Genomic DNA, 15,898 nt, shown 5'->3' on the forward strand with positions numbered 1-15,898 from the left:
GTCACTCCTTATGCACGTTTCACGTCAACTAAGTTAGTATGTTGCGGATTTCCTTTAACGAGAGCGGAAGGCTGCTGTGTGGTGAGTGTATTAATACAGCCACCAATATCGACCCCCTCTTCATTGACTTCTCGCCAAGCACCTTGCGGAACTGCAATCACACCGGGTAATACGCGTTCTGTCACTTTTGCTTTAATATGCATACGTCCACGGTCATTGAAAATTTCAGTCATATCACCATCTTGAATACCACGAGCAGACGCATCAATTGGGTTAATCCAATACTGGTGCGGAACGGCTTCGCGTAGCATCGCAATATTAAAATATGAAGAATGCGCATGGCCTTTATCGTGATAGCCAGTCATTTGCAGCGGGTATTTTTGTTTAGCTTGCTTATTTTCAACGCCTTCAGTATTTACACAATATTCAGGCACAGCAGGTATTCGCTGGTCAGCAGGGTAATCCCACTCTTTCGCTATCTTAGCGAGCCTTTCTGAATAAATTTCAATTTTACCCGATGGTGTTGGTAATGGTGAGGTTTCAGGTGAATCTCTGAATGGTTTTAAAGCAATATAATCTGCACTATTCGCCAATTTTCTATCAACAATTCCCATGTCATTCGTTTCTTCGAACGTTGGCAAATGTGGATTTTTTTCTCGCATCAAGTTATAGCAATGTTCTATCCACTGCTCATGTGTGCGGCCTTCGGTAAATTGGTCTTTAATACCCAGTTTTTCAGCGATATCAGTTAAAACATCATAAGATTGGCGACATTCCCATAATGGCGTAATCGCATTCTGTAGGCGGATAGCATAATGGTAAGCACCACTGGCATACGAGTTATTAATTAAATCATTCGATTCAACACTGGTCACATCAGGTAAAATTAAATCCGCATATTTAGTCGATGGCGTCATATGCGTATCCCAAACCAAAATAAATTCACATAGGGACTCATCCGTTAGAATTTTGTGGGTTTTATTTAAGTCAGAATGTTGGTTACCCGTGACATTACTCGCATAGTGCCATAAAAATTTCACATTGGTTTCAAGTCGTTCTTTACCGAGCAGTGTCGAGTTTGTCGCGGTCATTTCGGTACCGCGCGCTATCGCATCTGTCCACATAAAACACGGAATTTTGGTTTTAACTGGGTTTGGAATAGCAAAACCTGGCACAGAATACGCCACGTTTCCTCCCCATCCTCCGGCATTCGTTCCTGGGCGTCCAATATGTCCCGTGACAATGGGTAACATCATCACAGCCCGTGCAGCTTGTTCACCTGATGCCGTTCTTTGTAACCCCCAACCTTGAGAAATCCACGCGGCTTTTGCATTACCCAGCTCACGAGCCAGTTGAATAATACGAGCTGGTGAGACGCCTGTAATTTGGCTAGCCCACTGCGGCGTTTTTTCAATACCATCATCACCGAGCCCTAAAATATAATCCTTATAGGAACCATTTTTTGGTGCGGACTCAGGGAGTGTCTGACTATCCCAACCCACACAGTATTGAGCTAAAAAGGCTTCATCCGTTAATTGTTCTTTAATTAATGTATGGATAATCGCAGCGACAAGCGCACCGTCAGTGCCCGGATAAATCGGGATCCATTCAGCACCTAGTGTTGTCACGCTATCAGTACGACGTGGGTCAATAATAATGACTTTAGCTTGGCTTTTTTCCAACGCTTTTAAGGTTTCGTAGAATTGCCCACCACCGGACATCCGTGTTTCCGCGATATTATGGCCAAACATGACGACTAAATCGCTATTGGCTATTTCAGATAACAGCGAATCATCCAACTTGCCATAAACATACGGAATAACACCGTTTATTTGTGCGGTTGAGTAGGTTCCATGTTGGTCAAGAAACCCACCTAATTGGCTTAATAACCGCTTGCAAGCATTACGTCCTTGTAAATTAGCACCGGTAGATCCTGAACCATACTGATAGTAAATCGCTTCATTGCCATATGTATCAATAGTTGAGCGCAATTTTTGTGCCACTATCGTCGTCGCTTCATCCCAACTGATCCGTTTAAACTTGCCTTCTCCCCGTTTACCTGTACGTAATAATGGGTATTTCAAGCGGTCTGGGTTATAGGTTTTCCAGCGAACAGAGCGCCCTCTCAAACAAGGACGTATTTGATGTAAACCAAACTGAGTGTCGTCATACATGGTTTCATTCGATATACGAGTAATGACGTCATCTTTCACATGTACTTTAAGTGGGCAACGACTGCCACAATTAACTAAGCATGCGCTGTATTTGATTTTTTCACTGACTTCATCTGGTTGAATTGTGATGGTTGGTGTTGCTTGAGCGGAAAAAGGTAGAGAGATAGAGCTGGCGATAGCCGTTGTTGTAGCGATAGAGGCAGAAGTTTGAATAAACTGTCGCCTACTCAGCGCTGTTTCCCTGATTTTATTGATCATTACATTGCTACCTTATTAATTATTATAAATTGAATTACTTAGTATTCTTATAGTAATTAGATAGTAGCCTTATAAAAAAAGTGGTTAATTGACATGCATCAACACAAGCAATAATTAAGCTATTAATGATAAATAAATCATATTATTAGTATTTCTATCGACTATTTTAGCAATAATTAACTGCATGGTAGCTAATAAACACTAAGAAAAACCAACTAATTGATTTTCCTTAGTGAATAACAATCTATTTAAAATTTCCATATCAAAGCCGTGCAGGTAAATAGTAAAGCTGCGTATTATGGCTAGCGGCAATTAAACGGAAACTTTTTCTGTAATAGAAATAAAGTCCTTCATCGCTTCTACTGTAGGGCCGTCCACACAATAGTGAGTAAATTCATCGGTTTCGCTATTAGAAGCCATTGTAACGCCTACTTTGCGGTAACTCATGGTTGATGGTACCGTTTTCCCAGCAGAGCTGTGTACCTCAGATAAACCGATTTCCATGAATTTACTGAGGTTAGCTAAACGTACGCCCGCACCCGCCATAATTTGTGGGCCATTGATTTGCTGGCTTTTTTCATGTAACTCTTTCAAGAGAGGTAAGCCCAACTCCGCGCTTTGTTGCTGCCCAGAAGTTAAAATGCGAGCCACGCCGAGTTCCTTTAATTGTTCTAAAGCTAACGATGGGTTAATACACATATCAAATGCACGATGGAAAGTAATATTCATTCCTTGTGCTATTTCCATCAACGTTTGCATCCTATTGATATCAATACGCCCTTCGCTATCTAATATACCGATAACGGCACCTGAAAAGCCCATTTCCTTAATCATGATTAAATCTTCACGGATCACATCAAACTCACTGATGTTATAGCAAAAATCGCCACCACGAGGACGAATAATAGGATGAACTGGAATATGTAGTTTCTCTTTCGCTAATTTCAGGTAACCATAACTGGGTGTCAGACCACCATCAGCGGCGCCAGAGCACAGTTCGATACGATCTGCACCATATTCTTGAGCCACTTGGGCACATTCAATTCCGAAACAACAGATTTCCAGTTTTGCCATGACAACCTCCGAAATAGAGCAATAAAACACTGGCTTTATGTGCCCAAAAAATAATGAAAGATTTAATGTTAAACGTTAACAATTCGCCTAATAATGCCATTTATCAAAAAATGTTATCGGATGGATATCACACCGCCAAAAGTTAACGGGGACTATTGATCAATAACGTTAATTACATCACTTATTTTTCACTTTCAATTATCTTTTTTAGTGAGAATGGATGGTATTTAACTGTTATCTCACCATTTGACACTGCTAATGTTGGATTTGGCAACCTTTCTTGCTGCCCTTTGGGTTGGCTCATTTTAATGCTATACCCTTGGGGTAAAGGTTCAGGTAATAACTGCAATGCCGCGGTTTCTAGCTGATTCGGCTCAACATCTATTACCATTTCGATGTGTTCCCAACTTTCTTTCGAGTAAATTTTGTCCTTTGGAAAAGGCAACTCAATGATAAATACATCTTGACCCGCGATATTTAATGGCTCACTTAGCTCATATAAACGAATCGGTCGGCCATTAATTATATTATCAGATAAAAGTTGGGCACATTGCATTAACCCTTGGTGCCAACGTTCTGCAGTTTCAATATGATGACAACGCACTGAAATATGGTCAATCGGAAAGGATGACAATAATACGTTTATCTCTTGCGCCATCTGTTGTAATTTACCTATGAATATAGGTAGGTCATCCCATAAATCTTGTAATTGCGAAATTTTGCTAAACTGTGGCACTTAACGCCCCCTTTACAAAAACTTATCTGCTAAACAGTGGCGCAGACTGTAGCATGAGAGCCCCAAAATGTGGTATAAAACCTGCCGATTTTTCTCTTCCACCTTTTAGTTATGCGCATGTGATGGCACAATGCGGTAACTATGTTCGTAATTTAAGGTAATTCGGTGAATATTCAGGCGATTCTTTCAGATAAAATTAGTGCTGCGATGTTAGCAGCGGGTGCTCCAGAAGACAGTGATGCACTTGTGCGTCAATCCGCTAAAGCTCAGTTTGGTGATTACCAAGCCAATGGAGTGATGGGCGCTGCTAAAAAGATGGGGATAGCTCCGCGACAACTGGCTGAACAGCTTGTTAATCACTTAGATTTGGAAGGGATTGCCAGCAAAGTTGAAATTGCAGGCCCCGGCTTTATTAATATTTTCCTTGAGCCAGCTTGGGTTGAAAAGCATGTTGAAGAGGCATTGGCTTCCCAGCGCTTAGGCATCGCGCCCGTCAAGCCTGAAACGATTGTCATTGACTATTCTGCGCCTAATGTCGCGAAACAAATGCACGTAGGCCACTTACGCTCCACCATTATTGGTGATGCTGCGGCACGCACTCAAGAATTTATTGGTCATAAAGTCATCCGTGCCAACCACGTCGGTGATTGGGGTACGCAATTTGGTATGTTAATTGCCTATCTTGAGAAAGTTCAAAATGAAGATGCCACCGATATGGCACTTGCCGACCTCGAAGAATTTTATCGCGAAGCCAAAAAACACTACGACGAAGATGAAGAATTCGCAGTCCGCGCTCGTGGCTACGTTGTGAAACTGCAATCCGGTGATGAATATTGTCGTCAAATGTGGCGCAAATTAGTGGATATCACTATGCAGCAAAACCAAGAAACCTATCGCCGTTTAAATGTCACTTTAACCGAAGATGACGTGATGGGCGAAAGCTTATATAACAGTATGCTACCCGGTATTGTTGCAGACTTAAAAGCCAAAGGTTTAGCTGTCGAGAGTGAAGGCGCGACGGTTGTTTTTCTCGACGAATTTAAAAATAAAGAAGGCGAACCAATGGGCGTGATCGTCCAGAAAAAAGATGGTGGCTTCTTGTACACAACAACTGATATTGCCTGTGCGAAATACCGTTATGAAACCCTTCATGCTGACCGCTCACTTTACTATATTGACTCTCGCCAACATCAACATTTAATGCAAGCATGGACCATCGTCCGTAAAGCAGGTTATATCCCTGAATCAATGGCACTTGAGCACCACATGTTCGGTATGATGCTAGGTAAAGATGGCAAACCATTTAAGACTCGTACAGGTGGTACCGTTCGTTTATCAGACTTACTGGATGAAGCGGTTGAACGTGCTCAAGCGCTGATCCGTGAGAAAAACCCAGATATGCCTGAAGATGAATTGCTCAATGTCGCAAATGTTGTCGGTATTGGCGCCGTTAAATACGCTGACTTGTCCAAAAACAGAACGACAGATTATATTTTCGATTGGGACAACATGTTAGCTTTCGAAGGAAATACCGCTCCGTATATGCAGTATGCGTATACTCGAGTGGCTTCTATTTTCAAGAAAGCCAATTTAACCCATGCAGACTTAACTCTGCCTATTTCATTACAAGACCCACGTGAAATTGCGCTTGCGACACGTTTGTTACAGTTTGAAGAAACCATTCTAACTGTCGCTCGTGATGGTACACCTCATGTGATGTGTGCTTATTTATATGAACTAGCTGGTTTATTCTCAGGCTTTTATGAGCACTGCCCTATCTTGTCAGCCGATGACGAAGCCCAGCGCCAAAGCCGCTTGAAATTGGCTGCATTAACTCAAAAAACTCTAAAAACGGGCTTAGATACTCTGGGCATTGAAACCGTTGAAAGAATGTAATTCAAATCAATAAATAGTCTATTAACGGTTCACTTTGGTGAGCCGTTTTTGTTTGCGCTGTTTCGCTAACTTTGTTGTTCGTTTTTGTAATTCATCGATATATTCATTTGCGCAATTACGGAGTACTAAGTTCCATTTACAAAGTATTTTTGCTTGTTCATAAAGTTCAGGGTTATTCGACAACCGGTTATTCTGTTGTAGCCAATCAGCAACACTCGCCCAGTCCCATAACGGGGATGTCCCTCTCAAACGTTGTACGGGTGTAGGGAAATGGCCTTTACCTCGAGCCCCATCTTTCAGCAAAGCCACTGCTTGACGGGTTAGCCCTGTCAATTCTGCAATATCACTTAACCCAACCAAAGCGGAATCAATAGATTCCACTTTTATATTCAGCGATGTACTTTCAACATCTGTAATCGCAGTTTCAATTGCAAGATCAAAAGATTCCGCTTCCCTATCAAATTCTAAATAAACCGATTTACCATAAAAGCACACCAATGCATCGCAACAGCCTGCGGCGAATAAGGTATCAACTAAGCCTTCCGTATCAGCAGTCACACCCGATAGTGTTAATGTGAAAGTAAATAGCGCCATAATTTCCCCATCTTACATAAATAAGCGGCCTAAGCCGCTTGGATTAACCTAAAAGAGCAATGCAGTAATTCACTTTACGTATTATCTGTTTAGCATGCACTTCCATAACTTTTGGCGTTGACCAGACACTCATCATATGTGTTTTGTGTTCACCCACTGCGTTACCACAGCGTAACTTGCAAAAAGTATGTGATGAGTTTCCTGCTGTAACCCAGACCCAGCCATTTTCTATCGCATATTCAATAGCTGCCTGAACATGCTTATTTGGGTGTTTTTTCATCGACCTCCTTGATACATAACATAGCCATTCCGTTGACATCGGTCAACAAGTAATATTCAATAAATTGAATACTCCCCTGAAATTAATTGCTGTCACAACAACCCAGTAAATATACCCCAGAAATAGAGCTGGATATTATTTTTATCAATGAAAACAATCAATTGAAATTTCATGAAATAATTTTGAAATTAATAATTCAGTTATAAAGAGAATAAATTTGAGTAGATAATTAGAAATTGAAGGGAAAGAATTTATGCCTGTTGGCACCTTAACTACGTAGATTACATAGATAAAAAAGCCCAATTTTATGAGCTCTCCTCATTAAAATTGGGCTTTTAAGGTCATTGACATACTTATTAATTAGGCAATACTGCGTTTCATAAAATCACGAGGGCGGAACCCGAGCACGTATAAAGCAACAAAATAACTTCCCGCACCAACAATCACGACGCCTATCAAACGTAGCATACGCATCAGCATATTACCTTCTTGCCAAGACGGCATAAAATGTAAGACACCAAATAGCACGGCACCCATTACAATTAACGCTATCAATAGTTTAACGATAAACCCTTTCCAGCCCGCTAAAGGCTGAAAAATATCTTGCTTGCGCAATTGCCAATAGAGAACTCCCGCATTAAAACAGGCAGCTAACCCAATGGATAAAGCTAAACCTGCATGTTGTAATGGCCCGATAAAGGCTAAGTTCATCAGTTGCGTTAAGATTAACGTGACAATCGCAATTTTCACTGGGGTACGAATATCTTGGCGTGAATAAAAACCTGGTGCCAAAATTTTCACCAAAATCATCCCAGTTAACCCGACACAATAGGCAATTAAGGCATATTGTGTCATAAGTGAGTCATGCGCCGTAAAATTACCGTATTGGAATAAAGATACGGTTAATGCTTCAGAGAGTATCGCCAACCCTAACGCACAAGGTAGTGCCAGTAGCAGACAAAGGCGTAACCCCCAATCCATCAAGTGACGATATTCGTTTTGGTTGCCACTCGTAAAGCTTTTCGCAAGTGATGGCAATAAAATCGTTCCAAGAGCTACACCAAGTACCCCTGATGGTAACTCCATTAGCCTATCGGCGTAGTACATCCATGATACTGAACCAGATTGTAAAAAAGAGGCAAATATCGTATTGATAATCAAAGAAATTTGCGCAACAGAAACCCCGATAATAGCGGGACCCATCATTTTCATTACACGCCAAACCCCACTATCACGAAATGATAAGCGCGGTAGCACTAACATGCCCACCTTTTTAAGGTGTGGTAGCTGATAGACCAGTTGCAAAACACCGCCAACCAGCACTGCCCATGCTAATGACATTATGGGTGGGTTAAAGTATGGGGCTGCAAAAGCAGCAAAAATGATCATACTGACATTGAGCAATGTTGGCGCGAATGCAGGGACTGAGAAACGGTTCCAAGTATTCAGGATAGCCCCAGCGAGAGAGGCCAGAGAGATCAGAAAAATATAAGGGAATGTGACTCGTAAAAGATCTGTCGTCAGCGCAAATTTGTCAGCATCGTCGGTAAATCCAGGTGCGGTGACATAAATGATCCAAGGGGCGGCAATCATACCAAGGATAGTTACGATCGCTAACACGAGGGTTAGCATCCCAGCAATATAAGCGACGAATGTACGAGTGGCCTCTTCTCCCTGCTGATTTTTGTATTCCGCCAGTATTGGGACAAAAGCTTGTGAAAATGCACCTTCGGCAAAAATTCGACGTAAAAGATTCGGTAGCTTAAATGCGACAAAAAAGGCGTCCGCCGCGGCTCCTGCACCAAAAACTCGAGCGATAATGGCGTCGCGAATAAACCCAAGCACACGAGACATCATGGTCATGGAGCTTACTGCCGCCAACGATTTTAATAAATTCATGATTGATAGACTAAAAGAATACAATCGCATCAGTTTAACAGCGAGCGCTGCAACTGACTACGATTGAAAAGTAAATTAGGAATTTAGGCTTTATTCAGCGCCCAAGTGTTATCTGTCAATGCCGTCAATACATGGTCACGCCACTCACCATTAATTTGTAAGTATTGCTTTGCATAGCCTTCACGTTCAAAGCCAAGCTTAGTCAATAAATGACCACTACGCATATTATGAGGCATATAATTTGCCATAATTCGGTGCATTTTTTGGTGTTGTTGCATATAACGAATCGCTTGGGTTAGCGCTTCATACATTAGACCTTGTCCTTGCCATTTTTCACCTAGTGAATAGCCTAAGTAACAGGCATAAAATGAGCCGCGCAATACATTACTAAAGTTCGCTACCCCCATAACTTCGTTTTCTTCTTTATCTAATAGTAAGAAATGGAAAGCACTTCCTTCTCGATGCATTTCATTCATGACTTGTAACCGATTATGCCAGCCAGCGGGCTGGTAATGAGAGTTGTCCCTGATGGGTTCCCACGGAATTAAAAAGTCTTTATTCAGACTGTAATAATCAGCTAGTCGATAATTATCACGTTCGTAAGTCAAACGAATAACCATTCTATCAGTGACAAGACGCACTTTCGGTACATTTGAACGATAACCAAACATCGTTAACCCTTAATTAATAAAAAGCCAGATATTTTCTTTAGTTCTAAGCCAATAACTTAGAACGTTAAAGTGTAGCTTACAATTCATTCACGAAAAATATGTTACGTAAATTAAAATATGAATACATCACTAGATGCCTTCATTGTGAAGCATACTCAAGTATGTGACCCAAGGAGCCAAACGCAGTCAACACCGTCACAGAGTGAAGTATGGCCCCCTATCAATATTCTAAATAATTCGCTCTGTGACTAGGCGACCAGAGAGGATAGCTTGGGGAGCATACTCAAGTATGTGACCCAAGGAGCCGAACGCAGTCAACACCGTCACAGAGTGAAGTATGGCCCCCTATCAATATTCTAAATAATTCGCTCTGTGACTAGGCGACCAGAGAGGATAGCTTGGGGAGCATACTCAAGTATGTGACCCAAGGAGCCGAACGCAGTCAACACCGTCACAGAGTGAAGTATGGCCCCCTATCAATATTCTAAATAATTCGCTCTGTGACTAGGCGACCAGAGAGGATAGCTTGGGGAGCATACTCAAGTATGTGACCCAAGGAGCCGAACGCAGTCAACACCATCACAGAGTGAAGTATGACGAATATTTATCGATAAAAAAATATCATCTATCAAACCTCAATATACTGATATTATTAATAACTAATTTTAAGCATCATTCCCTCTTTGCTATTTTTCTGATGGTGTCTCATGGCGCAGGTGTCACGGGCAAGAAGCCTTGGTAAGTATTTCCTTTTGCTTGACAACATGTTGGTTGTCCTCGGCTTTTTTGTTGTTTTTCCGCTTATTTCCATTCGTTTTGTTGATCAACTGGGTTGGGCCGCCGTGGTGGTGGGTTTTGCCTTAGGGCTTCGTCAGTTTGTTCAACAGGGTTTAGGTATCTTTGGCGGTGCTATCGCTGACCGGTTTGGTGCGAAACCCATGATTGTTATTGGAATGCTATTACGTGCCAGTGGTTTTGCAGTGATGGCAGTGGCCCATGACCCTTGGGTTTTATGGTTATCTTGCGTCCTTTCTGCACTGGGTGGAACCTTGTTTGATCCCCCACGAACCGCATTAGTTATTAAATTAACTCGCCCTTATGAACGCGGCCGTTTTTATTCTTTACTCTTAATGCAAGACAGTGCTGGAGCCGTTATTGGCGCGTTGATTGGTAGTTGGTTATTACAATATGACTTCCATTATGTCTGCTGGGTTGGCGCTGCTGTTTTTATTATTGCTGCTATCTGTAATGCTTGGTTGTTACCTGCTTATCGAATATCAACCATCAGAACCCCTATTAAAGAAGGTATGGGCCGCGTACTAAAAGACAAACGCTTTGTGACTTATGTAGTCACTTTAGCTGGCTATTTTATGTTGTCAGTACAAGTGATGCTTATGTTTCCTATTGTTGTCAATGAGTTAGCAGGGACGCCAACTGCCGTCAAATGGATGTATGCGATTGAAGCAGCGATATCCTTAACATTGCTTTACCCTATTGCTCGTTGGAGCGAAAAACATTTTCGCCTTGAGCAACGGCTCATGGCCGGGCTATTTTTAATGAGTCTCAGCATGTTTCCAATTGGCATGACAACCTCACTCAACACGCTATTTGCCCTTATTTGCCTATTTTATTTAGGTACTGTGACTGCCGACCCCGCTAGAGAAACACTAAGCGCATCACTTGCTGACCCAAGAGCCAGAGGGAGCTATATGGGCTTTAGCCGCTTAGGCCTTGCTTTAGGCGGAGCTGTCGGTTACACCGGTGGCGGCTGGATGTACGATATTGGCCACCAATGGAATATGCCACAATTACCTTGGTTCTTATTAGGGATCATCGGTTTTATCACTTTATGGGCACTGCATAAGCAATTTAACCGTAAAAAAATTGAAACAGTCATGTTGAGTGGGCAGTAATGCGCTAAACTAGCGGTATTACTGTAAAAGGAGTCTTTATGAAGAAGTTTATAATCGCCGCTATGGTGGGCTTTCTCACTCTCTTATCGGGTTGTAGTCAATTATCTGAGTTTAGTATTAGTGAATCACAAATTAATGATTATCTTGCTAATAAAGTAAAATATGACCACAAGGTCGGCATTACTGGCTTTGCTGATGCGGATATTCAACTCGCTAATTTAAAATCAGAAATCGGCCGCAGTGAGCCTGGAAAAGTCGCATTGACAGGGGATGCAAGCGTTAAATTAGACTCGCTGATTGGTAAAGTAGAAGCACAAATTAACCTGACCCTCACTGCTCGTCCTTATTTTGACGCCAAAACCGGCTCAATTTACTTAAAAGAGTTAAATATTAGCAGTTACAAGGTAACACCCGAAAATATGGATACGGCTATGTCAGCTGTTATTCCTTACTTAAATAGTTCCCTTGAAACTTTCTTTGAAACTCAGCCTGTTTATGTGTTAAATCCAGATAATGGTGCTGCTGAAGCAACCGCAAAGAAATTGGCTAAAGGGCTTGAAATCAAACCGGGCAAACTTGTCATTCCATTAGTTGATTAATTTTAACCATAAATTATTTCGATTGATAAAAGCATGAAAGGCAACAAAAAATCTGTTGCCTTTCTGACTTATTCAATCCTCAAACAAAATTATTAATCAATACCGCTGACTAAAACATAAGTAACATCATCATAAAAAAGTGACGGCGTCACAACTATTCGGTTTCTGAGTCAAGCTCATCACGCAGAGCAATAACTGCATCACGCGTAATTTGAGCTAAAGTACGATAGAACGTGGTTGTAGCATGCGCTTCAACTTTACCTAGAAAGCTGCCATACCAGCTAAGAATATAGCTATCAAATAATTCTTCTTGGGCGGCTGTTTCATCTTCTGCCGCTTGGTCTTCCAACCAAGAAGCCGCGAGTAGTAACGCACCAAAAGCATCCGCAGGTGCATTCGTCAGGGACATTCCTCTCACCGTTAAAAATTCGCGAACTTCTGCTTCTGTAATTTCAGAATCGTAATCATTCGCTAGCATTGAAACTGCTGGGGATTCACCTACAAACAGGGCTTGGTAATCCGCATTAACCGCATTGATATCGAGATCTTTTGCCATGCGCGACCATAATTCATCTTGCTCCAATGGCCATGATCCTTTTAATTTATCTTGAGCAATCATATCAATAAGCGGCTTTACGAGGCTATCAGAGGGACTACGTTGAAATAGTGTCCCCAAAATACGGCAGACGATTGAAAATTCGTTCATATATTATCCTATTTTTCAGATTCAGTAGTCACACCTCGTGACCGAAGCAGTTACTTTCAGTATATCGAAAAAATAGGAAAGATATTAGGGGTGATGATTGCGAGTGTTCACAAAGACCACTCGCAACAAAGAAGTGACTAATAACCGCGTTGCATATCAACCACACCAATAGGAGCTTGGCCAGCTTCGATGCGCTGGATATTACTGACAATCATATCCATAGCTTCTTTCGGTTTTGTAAAGGCGGCAACGTGGGGCGTGATAGCGATGCGTGGATGCGTCCAGAACGGGTGCATTTGCGATAACGGTTCACTCGCAAAAACATCAAGCGCAGCACCTGCAACTTGCCCTGATTCAAGCGCTAAAAGCAAATCTTGCTCAATCAGATGAGCACCACGTGCAAGGTTGATAACATATGCCCCTTGCTCTAATTGGCTAAATAGTTGCTGGTTTAAAATTCCCACCGTTTCTGGCGTGCTTGGCAGAAGATTAATAATCACACGGGTTCCAGAAAGAAAGCTAGCTAATTGGTCATTACCAAAATAGCTTTTTACGTTATCAAGTTGTTTTTCAGAGCGACTCCATGTTCTTACATGAAAACCAAAGCTGACTAAGCGTTTTGCAACCGCTTGCCCTAATGCCCCTGCTCCCATAACACCAATGACAAAATCTTCGTGTTGGTAGGCTGGTAATTGCTTCCATTGTCGCTGTGATTGTAATTGGCGGTACTCATCCATACGACGAAAGTAGCTTAACACTTTTGCACAAGCGTATTCTTCCATTTGAATCGCCATTCCAGTGTCTTCCAAACGCATTACAGGAACGCCTGCCGGTAAGGTCCCAGGTTTGTCTTGTTCTTGCTTTAAAATAGCATCCACACCTGCACCTAACGCGAAAATACCTTTTAAATCACTGCGACCAGCGAGACATTCATAAGGCGGTAACCAAACCATAGCGTAATCTGCACTTTGGTTATCCCCTTTTTCCCATTGGCGGATATTCACTTGGGGTAATCGCGCTTTCATGCCGTCAATCCACTGTTTTGAATCAAAAAATGGATGGTAAAATAAAATATTCATGGCAACTCCTCTTTAGTTTCTAACAGAGTGTGCCGAATGGCATTTCTTTTCAAGCTAATCAAACCTATACACTGTATTCAATCAGAATTTTGTTAACTAGCTAACGCTTTTTATCTTCACGACTTGCCGTTTCAAATTAACATTAAACGTATTATTCACCTTAGCTGATAACATTTAAGATTAGATAATAATCAAATTGTTTTTTATTTAGCTAAACAGCAACAAAAGTCGGAAAAAGGATAAATAGGGAGTTGACGTTAGACGCTATTTTCCCTATAGTAGCGCCCCGTTGCAGAGCAGGTTTTTATTCCCTACTCCACAACAGATTTAGAAAAACGGTGAGGTGTCCGAGAGGCTGAAGGAGCACGCCTGGAAAGTGTGTATACGGCAACGTATCGAGGGTTCGAATCCCTCCCTCACCGCCATTTTTCTTCTAGTTTTTCCTCTCTTCTTCTTGATATGCCATCCCTTGATTTTTTTTCTCTTTCGGTTCTATACCAATTCCTTGTTCGTGATATTCGCGGCTTATATCTTCCCAGAGCTCTGCATTTTCTATCCCAGCGACTTTTGGGTCAAATACCGGATCAACGCCTAGTTTTTCCTGCCGCTCAAAGTCACGCAGTGCTCGTAATGCCGGTTTTGACAGGAAGACTATGGCAATAAGATTAAGGTAACTCATACTACCGAACCCAATATCGCCAAGGCTCCACATTAAGCTCACTGACTGGACGCTTCCCATGAAAACAATAATCAGAAATACAAATTTAAGTATCAATTTCAAAATGGGGTAACCCAATTTTCTATCGAGATAAACAATCGTGGTTTCTGCAATATAGTAATAAGCCATCAAGGTTGTGAAAGCGAATAAAAATACGGCGATTGAGACAAATCCCGACCCTGCAGAAGTAAAGACTGTTGATACCGCCATTTGTGTCCATGCGGTCCCCGCGGCAACCCCGGGAACATATTCGACTAAGGCAGTCGCTGAACCATCTGGAAAAACGTTATACATATTGGTGACAAGGATCATCAAACCTGATGCAGTACACACAACGACAGTATCGATATAAATAGAAAACGCTTGAATTAACCCTTGTTTTACAGGGTGGCTTACCTCGGCTGCCGCAGAACTAAATGTGGCTTCACCCGCACCTGCCACGTTGGAAAAAACGGCACGACGCACACCCCATGAAACAGCCGTACCAACAATACCACCGAATACAGCGTCCATTCCCATCGCACTACGGAAAATTAAACTGAACATACCTGGCACTTGTTCGTAATGGCTGCCCAAGATGATCACCATCATGACGATATACGCCAATGCCATAATTGGCACGATCTTGTCTGCTGCACTCGCAATACGTTTTACACCACCAAAGATTAACCATGCCATCAGCACTGTCACAATGCCGCCTGTCGCAATTGGGGGTAAGTTAAATGCAGTTTGAAAGGAATCAGCAATGGTATTGGCTTGAATCCCCGGAACCAGTACTCCATAAGATAGGCAAATAACCGCAGCCACTATAATGGCAAATGGCTTCAGTTTTAACCCTTTCTCGATATAGTAAGGGGAGCCTCCGCGGTATTGGCCATCAGAGCGTTGCTTGTATACTTGAGCAAGTGTGGATTCGATAAATGCACTTGCTCCTCCCAATAGCCCCATGACAACCATCCAGAAGATTGCACCGGGGCCGCCTGCGGCAATGGCTGTCGCCACCCCCGCGATATTACCTACCCCTACACGCCCTGATAATGCTAAACAGAATGCTTGGAAGGAGGAAATTCCTTCTTTTGACGCTTTATTTTCCTTTAACAAACATACCATTTTAATGAGATAGCGAAACTGTACACCGCGAGTCGCTAATGTAAAATAGAGCCCAACACCTAGCGATAACACCACTAATGCATTACCCCAGATGTAACCAACGATTGTATTAACGATGGCTTCCATTTTGTACTCCTTCGTTATTGTAATTGTTTATTTGTATTTGCAGGGTAAAAAAAACCTGAGTCCAA

13 protein-coding genes and 1 tRNA gene are annotated in these 15,898 nt (G+C 42.1%); 4 read left to right on the plus strand and 10 right to left on the minus strand.

Features of this window, described 5'->3' with window-relative positions; all coding sequences use genetic code 11:
• Positions 1-8: 8 nt before the first annotated feature.
• The 3 genes from FVA72_RS11775 to FVA72_RS11785 all read right to left on the minus strand — a co-directional run bounded on the left by FVA72_RS11775 (position 9) and on the right by FVA72_RS11785 (position 4,242).
• The gene (locus FVA72_RS11775) at positions 9-2,432 is read right to left on the minus strand and encodes a DMSO/selenate family reductase complex A subunit (RefSeq protein ID WP_110591666.1); all 2,424 of its coding nucleotides are present in this window, start codon (positions 2,430-2,432) and stop codon (positions 9-11) included.
• A gap of 312 nt (positions 2,433-2,744) precedes the next feature.
• Positions 2,745-3,506 carry a copper homeostasis protein CutC gene (cutC, locus tag FVA72_RS11780; protein WP_004255070.1) on the minus strand — a complete coding sequence of 254 codons (762 nt, stop codon included), beginning with the start codon at positions 3,504-3,506 and terminating at the stop codon, positions 2,745-2,747.
• A 181-nt stretch (positions 3,507-3,687) separates the two neighbouring features.
• Positions 3,688-4,242: a VOC family protein gene (locus tag FVA72_RS11785; protein ID WP_110591665.1), complete on the minus strand. Its 555-nt coding sequence runs from the start codon at positions 4,240-4,242 to the stop codon at positions 3,688-3,690.
• Between the two features lie 165 nt (positions 4,243-4,407).
• Between FVA72_RS11785 and argS the strand changes: the two genes are divergently transcribed.
• Entirely contained in the window at positions 4,408-6,138 is a 1,731-nt protein-coding gene (argS, locus tag FVA72_RS11790) for an arginine--tRNA ligase (RefSeq protein ID WP_004255076.1), read from the plus strand.
• Between the two features lie 21 nt (positions 6,139-6,159).
• Here argS and FVA72_RS11795 read toward each other — a convergent pair whose 3' ends face one another.
• From FVA72_RS11795 to rimJ, 4 genes are all read right to left on the minus strand, one after another.
• The gene (locus FVA72_RS11795) at positions 6,160-6,732 is read right to left on the minus strand and encodes a helix-turn-helix transcriptional regulator (RefSeq protein ID WP_094962956.1); all 573 of its coding nucleotides are present in this window, start codon (positions 6,730-6,732) and stop codon (positions 6,160-6,162) included.
• Between the two features lie 43 nt (positions 6,733-6,775).
• A complete protein-coding gene (locus FVA72_RS11800) occupies positions 6,776-7,012 on the minus strand; it encodes a hypothetical protein (protein WP_110591664.1) in 237 nt (78 codons plus the stop codon).
• Positions 7,013-7,372: 360 nt separating this feature from the next.
• Positions 7,373-8,911, minus strand: a complete 1,539-nt coding sequence (gene murJ, locus FVA72_RS11805; RefSeq protein WP_110591663.1) for a murein biosynthesis integral membrane protein MurJ — start codon at positions 8,909-8,911, stop codon at positions 7,373-7,375.
• An 83-nt stretch (positions 8,912-8,994) separates the two neighbouring features.
• Positions 8,995-9,582 carry a ribosomal protein S5-alanine N-acetyltransferase gene (gene rimJ / locus FVA72_RS11810; RefSeq protein ID WP_094962953.1) on the minus strand — a complete coding sequence of 196 codons (588 nt, stop codon included), beginning with the start codon at positions 9,580-9,582 and terminating at the stop codon, positions 8,995-8,997.
• Between the two features lie 707 nt (positions 9,583-10,289).
• On the opposite strand from rimJ, the gene mdtH reads away from it, so the two are divergent.
• Together mdtH and FVA72_RS11820 are read left to right on the plus strand one after the other, a co-directional pair.
• Positions 10,290-11,495, plus strand: a complete 1,206-nt coding sequence (mdtH, locus tag FVA72_RS11815) for a multidrug efflux MFS transporter MdtH (RefSeq protein WP_004255096.1) — start codon at positions 10,290-10,292, stop codon at positions 11,493-11,495.
• A 38-nt stretch (positions 11,496-11,533) separates the two neighbouring features.
• The gene (locus tag FVA72_RS11820; RefSeq protein ID WP_110591662.1) at positions 11,534-12,094 is read left to right on the plus strand and encodes a lipoprotein; all 561 of its coding nucleotides are present in this window, start codon (positions 11,534-11,536) and stop codon (positions 12,092-12,094) included.
• Positions 12,095-12,248: 154 nt separating this feature from the next.
• Here the strand turns inward: FVA72_RS11820 and FVA72_RS11825 are convergent, their stop codons facing one another.
• Both FVA72_RS11825 and ghrA read right to left on the minus strand, forming a co-directional pair.
• Entirely contained in the window at positions 12,249-12,800 is a 552-nt protein-coding gene (locus FVA72_RS11825) for a TorD/DmsD family molecular chaperone (protein WP_096864844.1), read from the minus strand.
• Positions 12,801-12,937: 137 nt separating this feature from the next.
• Entirely contained in the window at positions 12,938-13,879 is a 942-nt protein-coding gene (gene ghrA / locus FVA72_RS11830; RefSeq protein WP_110591661.1) for a glyoxylate/hydroxypyruvate reductase GhrA, read from the minus strand.
• Positions 13,880-14,216: 337 nt separating this feature from the next.
• Between ghrA and FVA72_RS11835 the strand changes: the two genes are divergently transcribed.
• Positions 14,217-14,304 (plus strand) — tRNA-Ser (locus FVA72_RS11835).
• Between the two features lie 8 nt (positions 14,305-14,312).
• Here the strand turns inward: FVA72_RS11835 and FVA72_RS11840 are convergent.
• Complete coding sequence (locus FVA72_RS11840; protein ID WP_110591660.1) at positions 14,313-15,833, minus strand: alanine/glycine:cation symporter family protein; 1,521 nt, start codon at positions 15,831-15,833, stop codon at positions 14,313-14,315.
• Positions 15,834-15,898: the final 65 nt, after the last annotated feature.

The sequence above is a fragment of the Providencia sp. PROV061 genome (genome assembly GCF_011045655.1).
Lineage (GTDB): Bacteria > Pseudomonadota > Gammaproteobacteria > Enterobacterales > Enterobacteriaceae > Providencia > Providencia hangzhouensis.

What these genes read in the sequence shown, in the direction of transcription:
- murJ (WP_110591663.1), bottom strand. Translation starts at nt 8,911, where the DNA reads ATGAATTTATTAAAATCGTTGGCGGCAGTAAGCTCCATGACCATGATG.
- FVA72_RS11840 (WP_110591660.1), bottom strand. Translation starts at nt 15,833, where the DNA reads ATGGAAGCCATCGTTAATACAATCGTTGGTTACATCTGGGGTAATGCA.
- rimJ (WP_094962953.1), bottom strand. Translation starts at nt 9,582, where the DNA reads ATGTTTGGTTATCGTTCAAATGTACCGAAAGTGCGTCTTGTCACTGAT.
- mdtH (WP_004255096.1), top strand. Translation starts at nt 10,290, where the DNA reads ATGGCGCAGGTGTCACGGGCAAGAAGCCTTGGTAAGTATTTCCTTTTG.
- FVA72_RS11795 (WP_094962956.1), bottom strand. Translation starts at nt 6,732, where the DNA reads ATGGCGCTATTTACTTTCACATTAACACTATCGGGTGTGACTGCTGAT.
- FVA72_RS11820 (WP_110591662.1), top strand. Translation starts at nt 11,534, where the DNA reads ATGAAGAAGTTTATAATCGCCGCTATGGTGGGCTTTCTCACTCTCTTA.
- ghrA (WP_110591661.1), bottom strand. Translation starts at nt 13,879, where the DNA reads ATGAATATTTTATTTTACCATCCATTTTTTGATTCAAAACAGTGGATT.
- FVA72_RS11775 (WP_110591666.1), bottom strand. Translation starts at nt 2,432, where the DNA reads ATGATCAATAAAATCAGGGAAACAGCGCTGAGTAGGCGACAGTTTATT.
- FVA72_RS11825 (WP_096864844.1), bottom strand. Translation starts at nt 12,800, where the DNA reads ATGAACGAATTTTCAATCGTCTGCCGTATTTTGGGGACACTATTTCAA.
- cutC (WP_004255070.1), bottom strand. Translation starts at nt 3,506, where the DNA reads ATGGCAAAACTGGAAATCTGTTGTTTCGGAATTGAATGTGCCCAAGTG.
- FVA72_RS11800 (WP_110591664.1), bottom strand. Translation starts at nt 7,012, where the DNA reads ATGAAAAAACACCCAAATAAGCATGTTCAGGCAGCTATTGAATATGCG.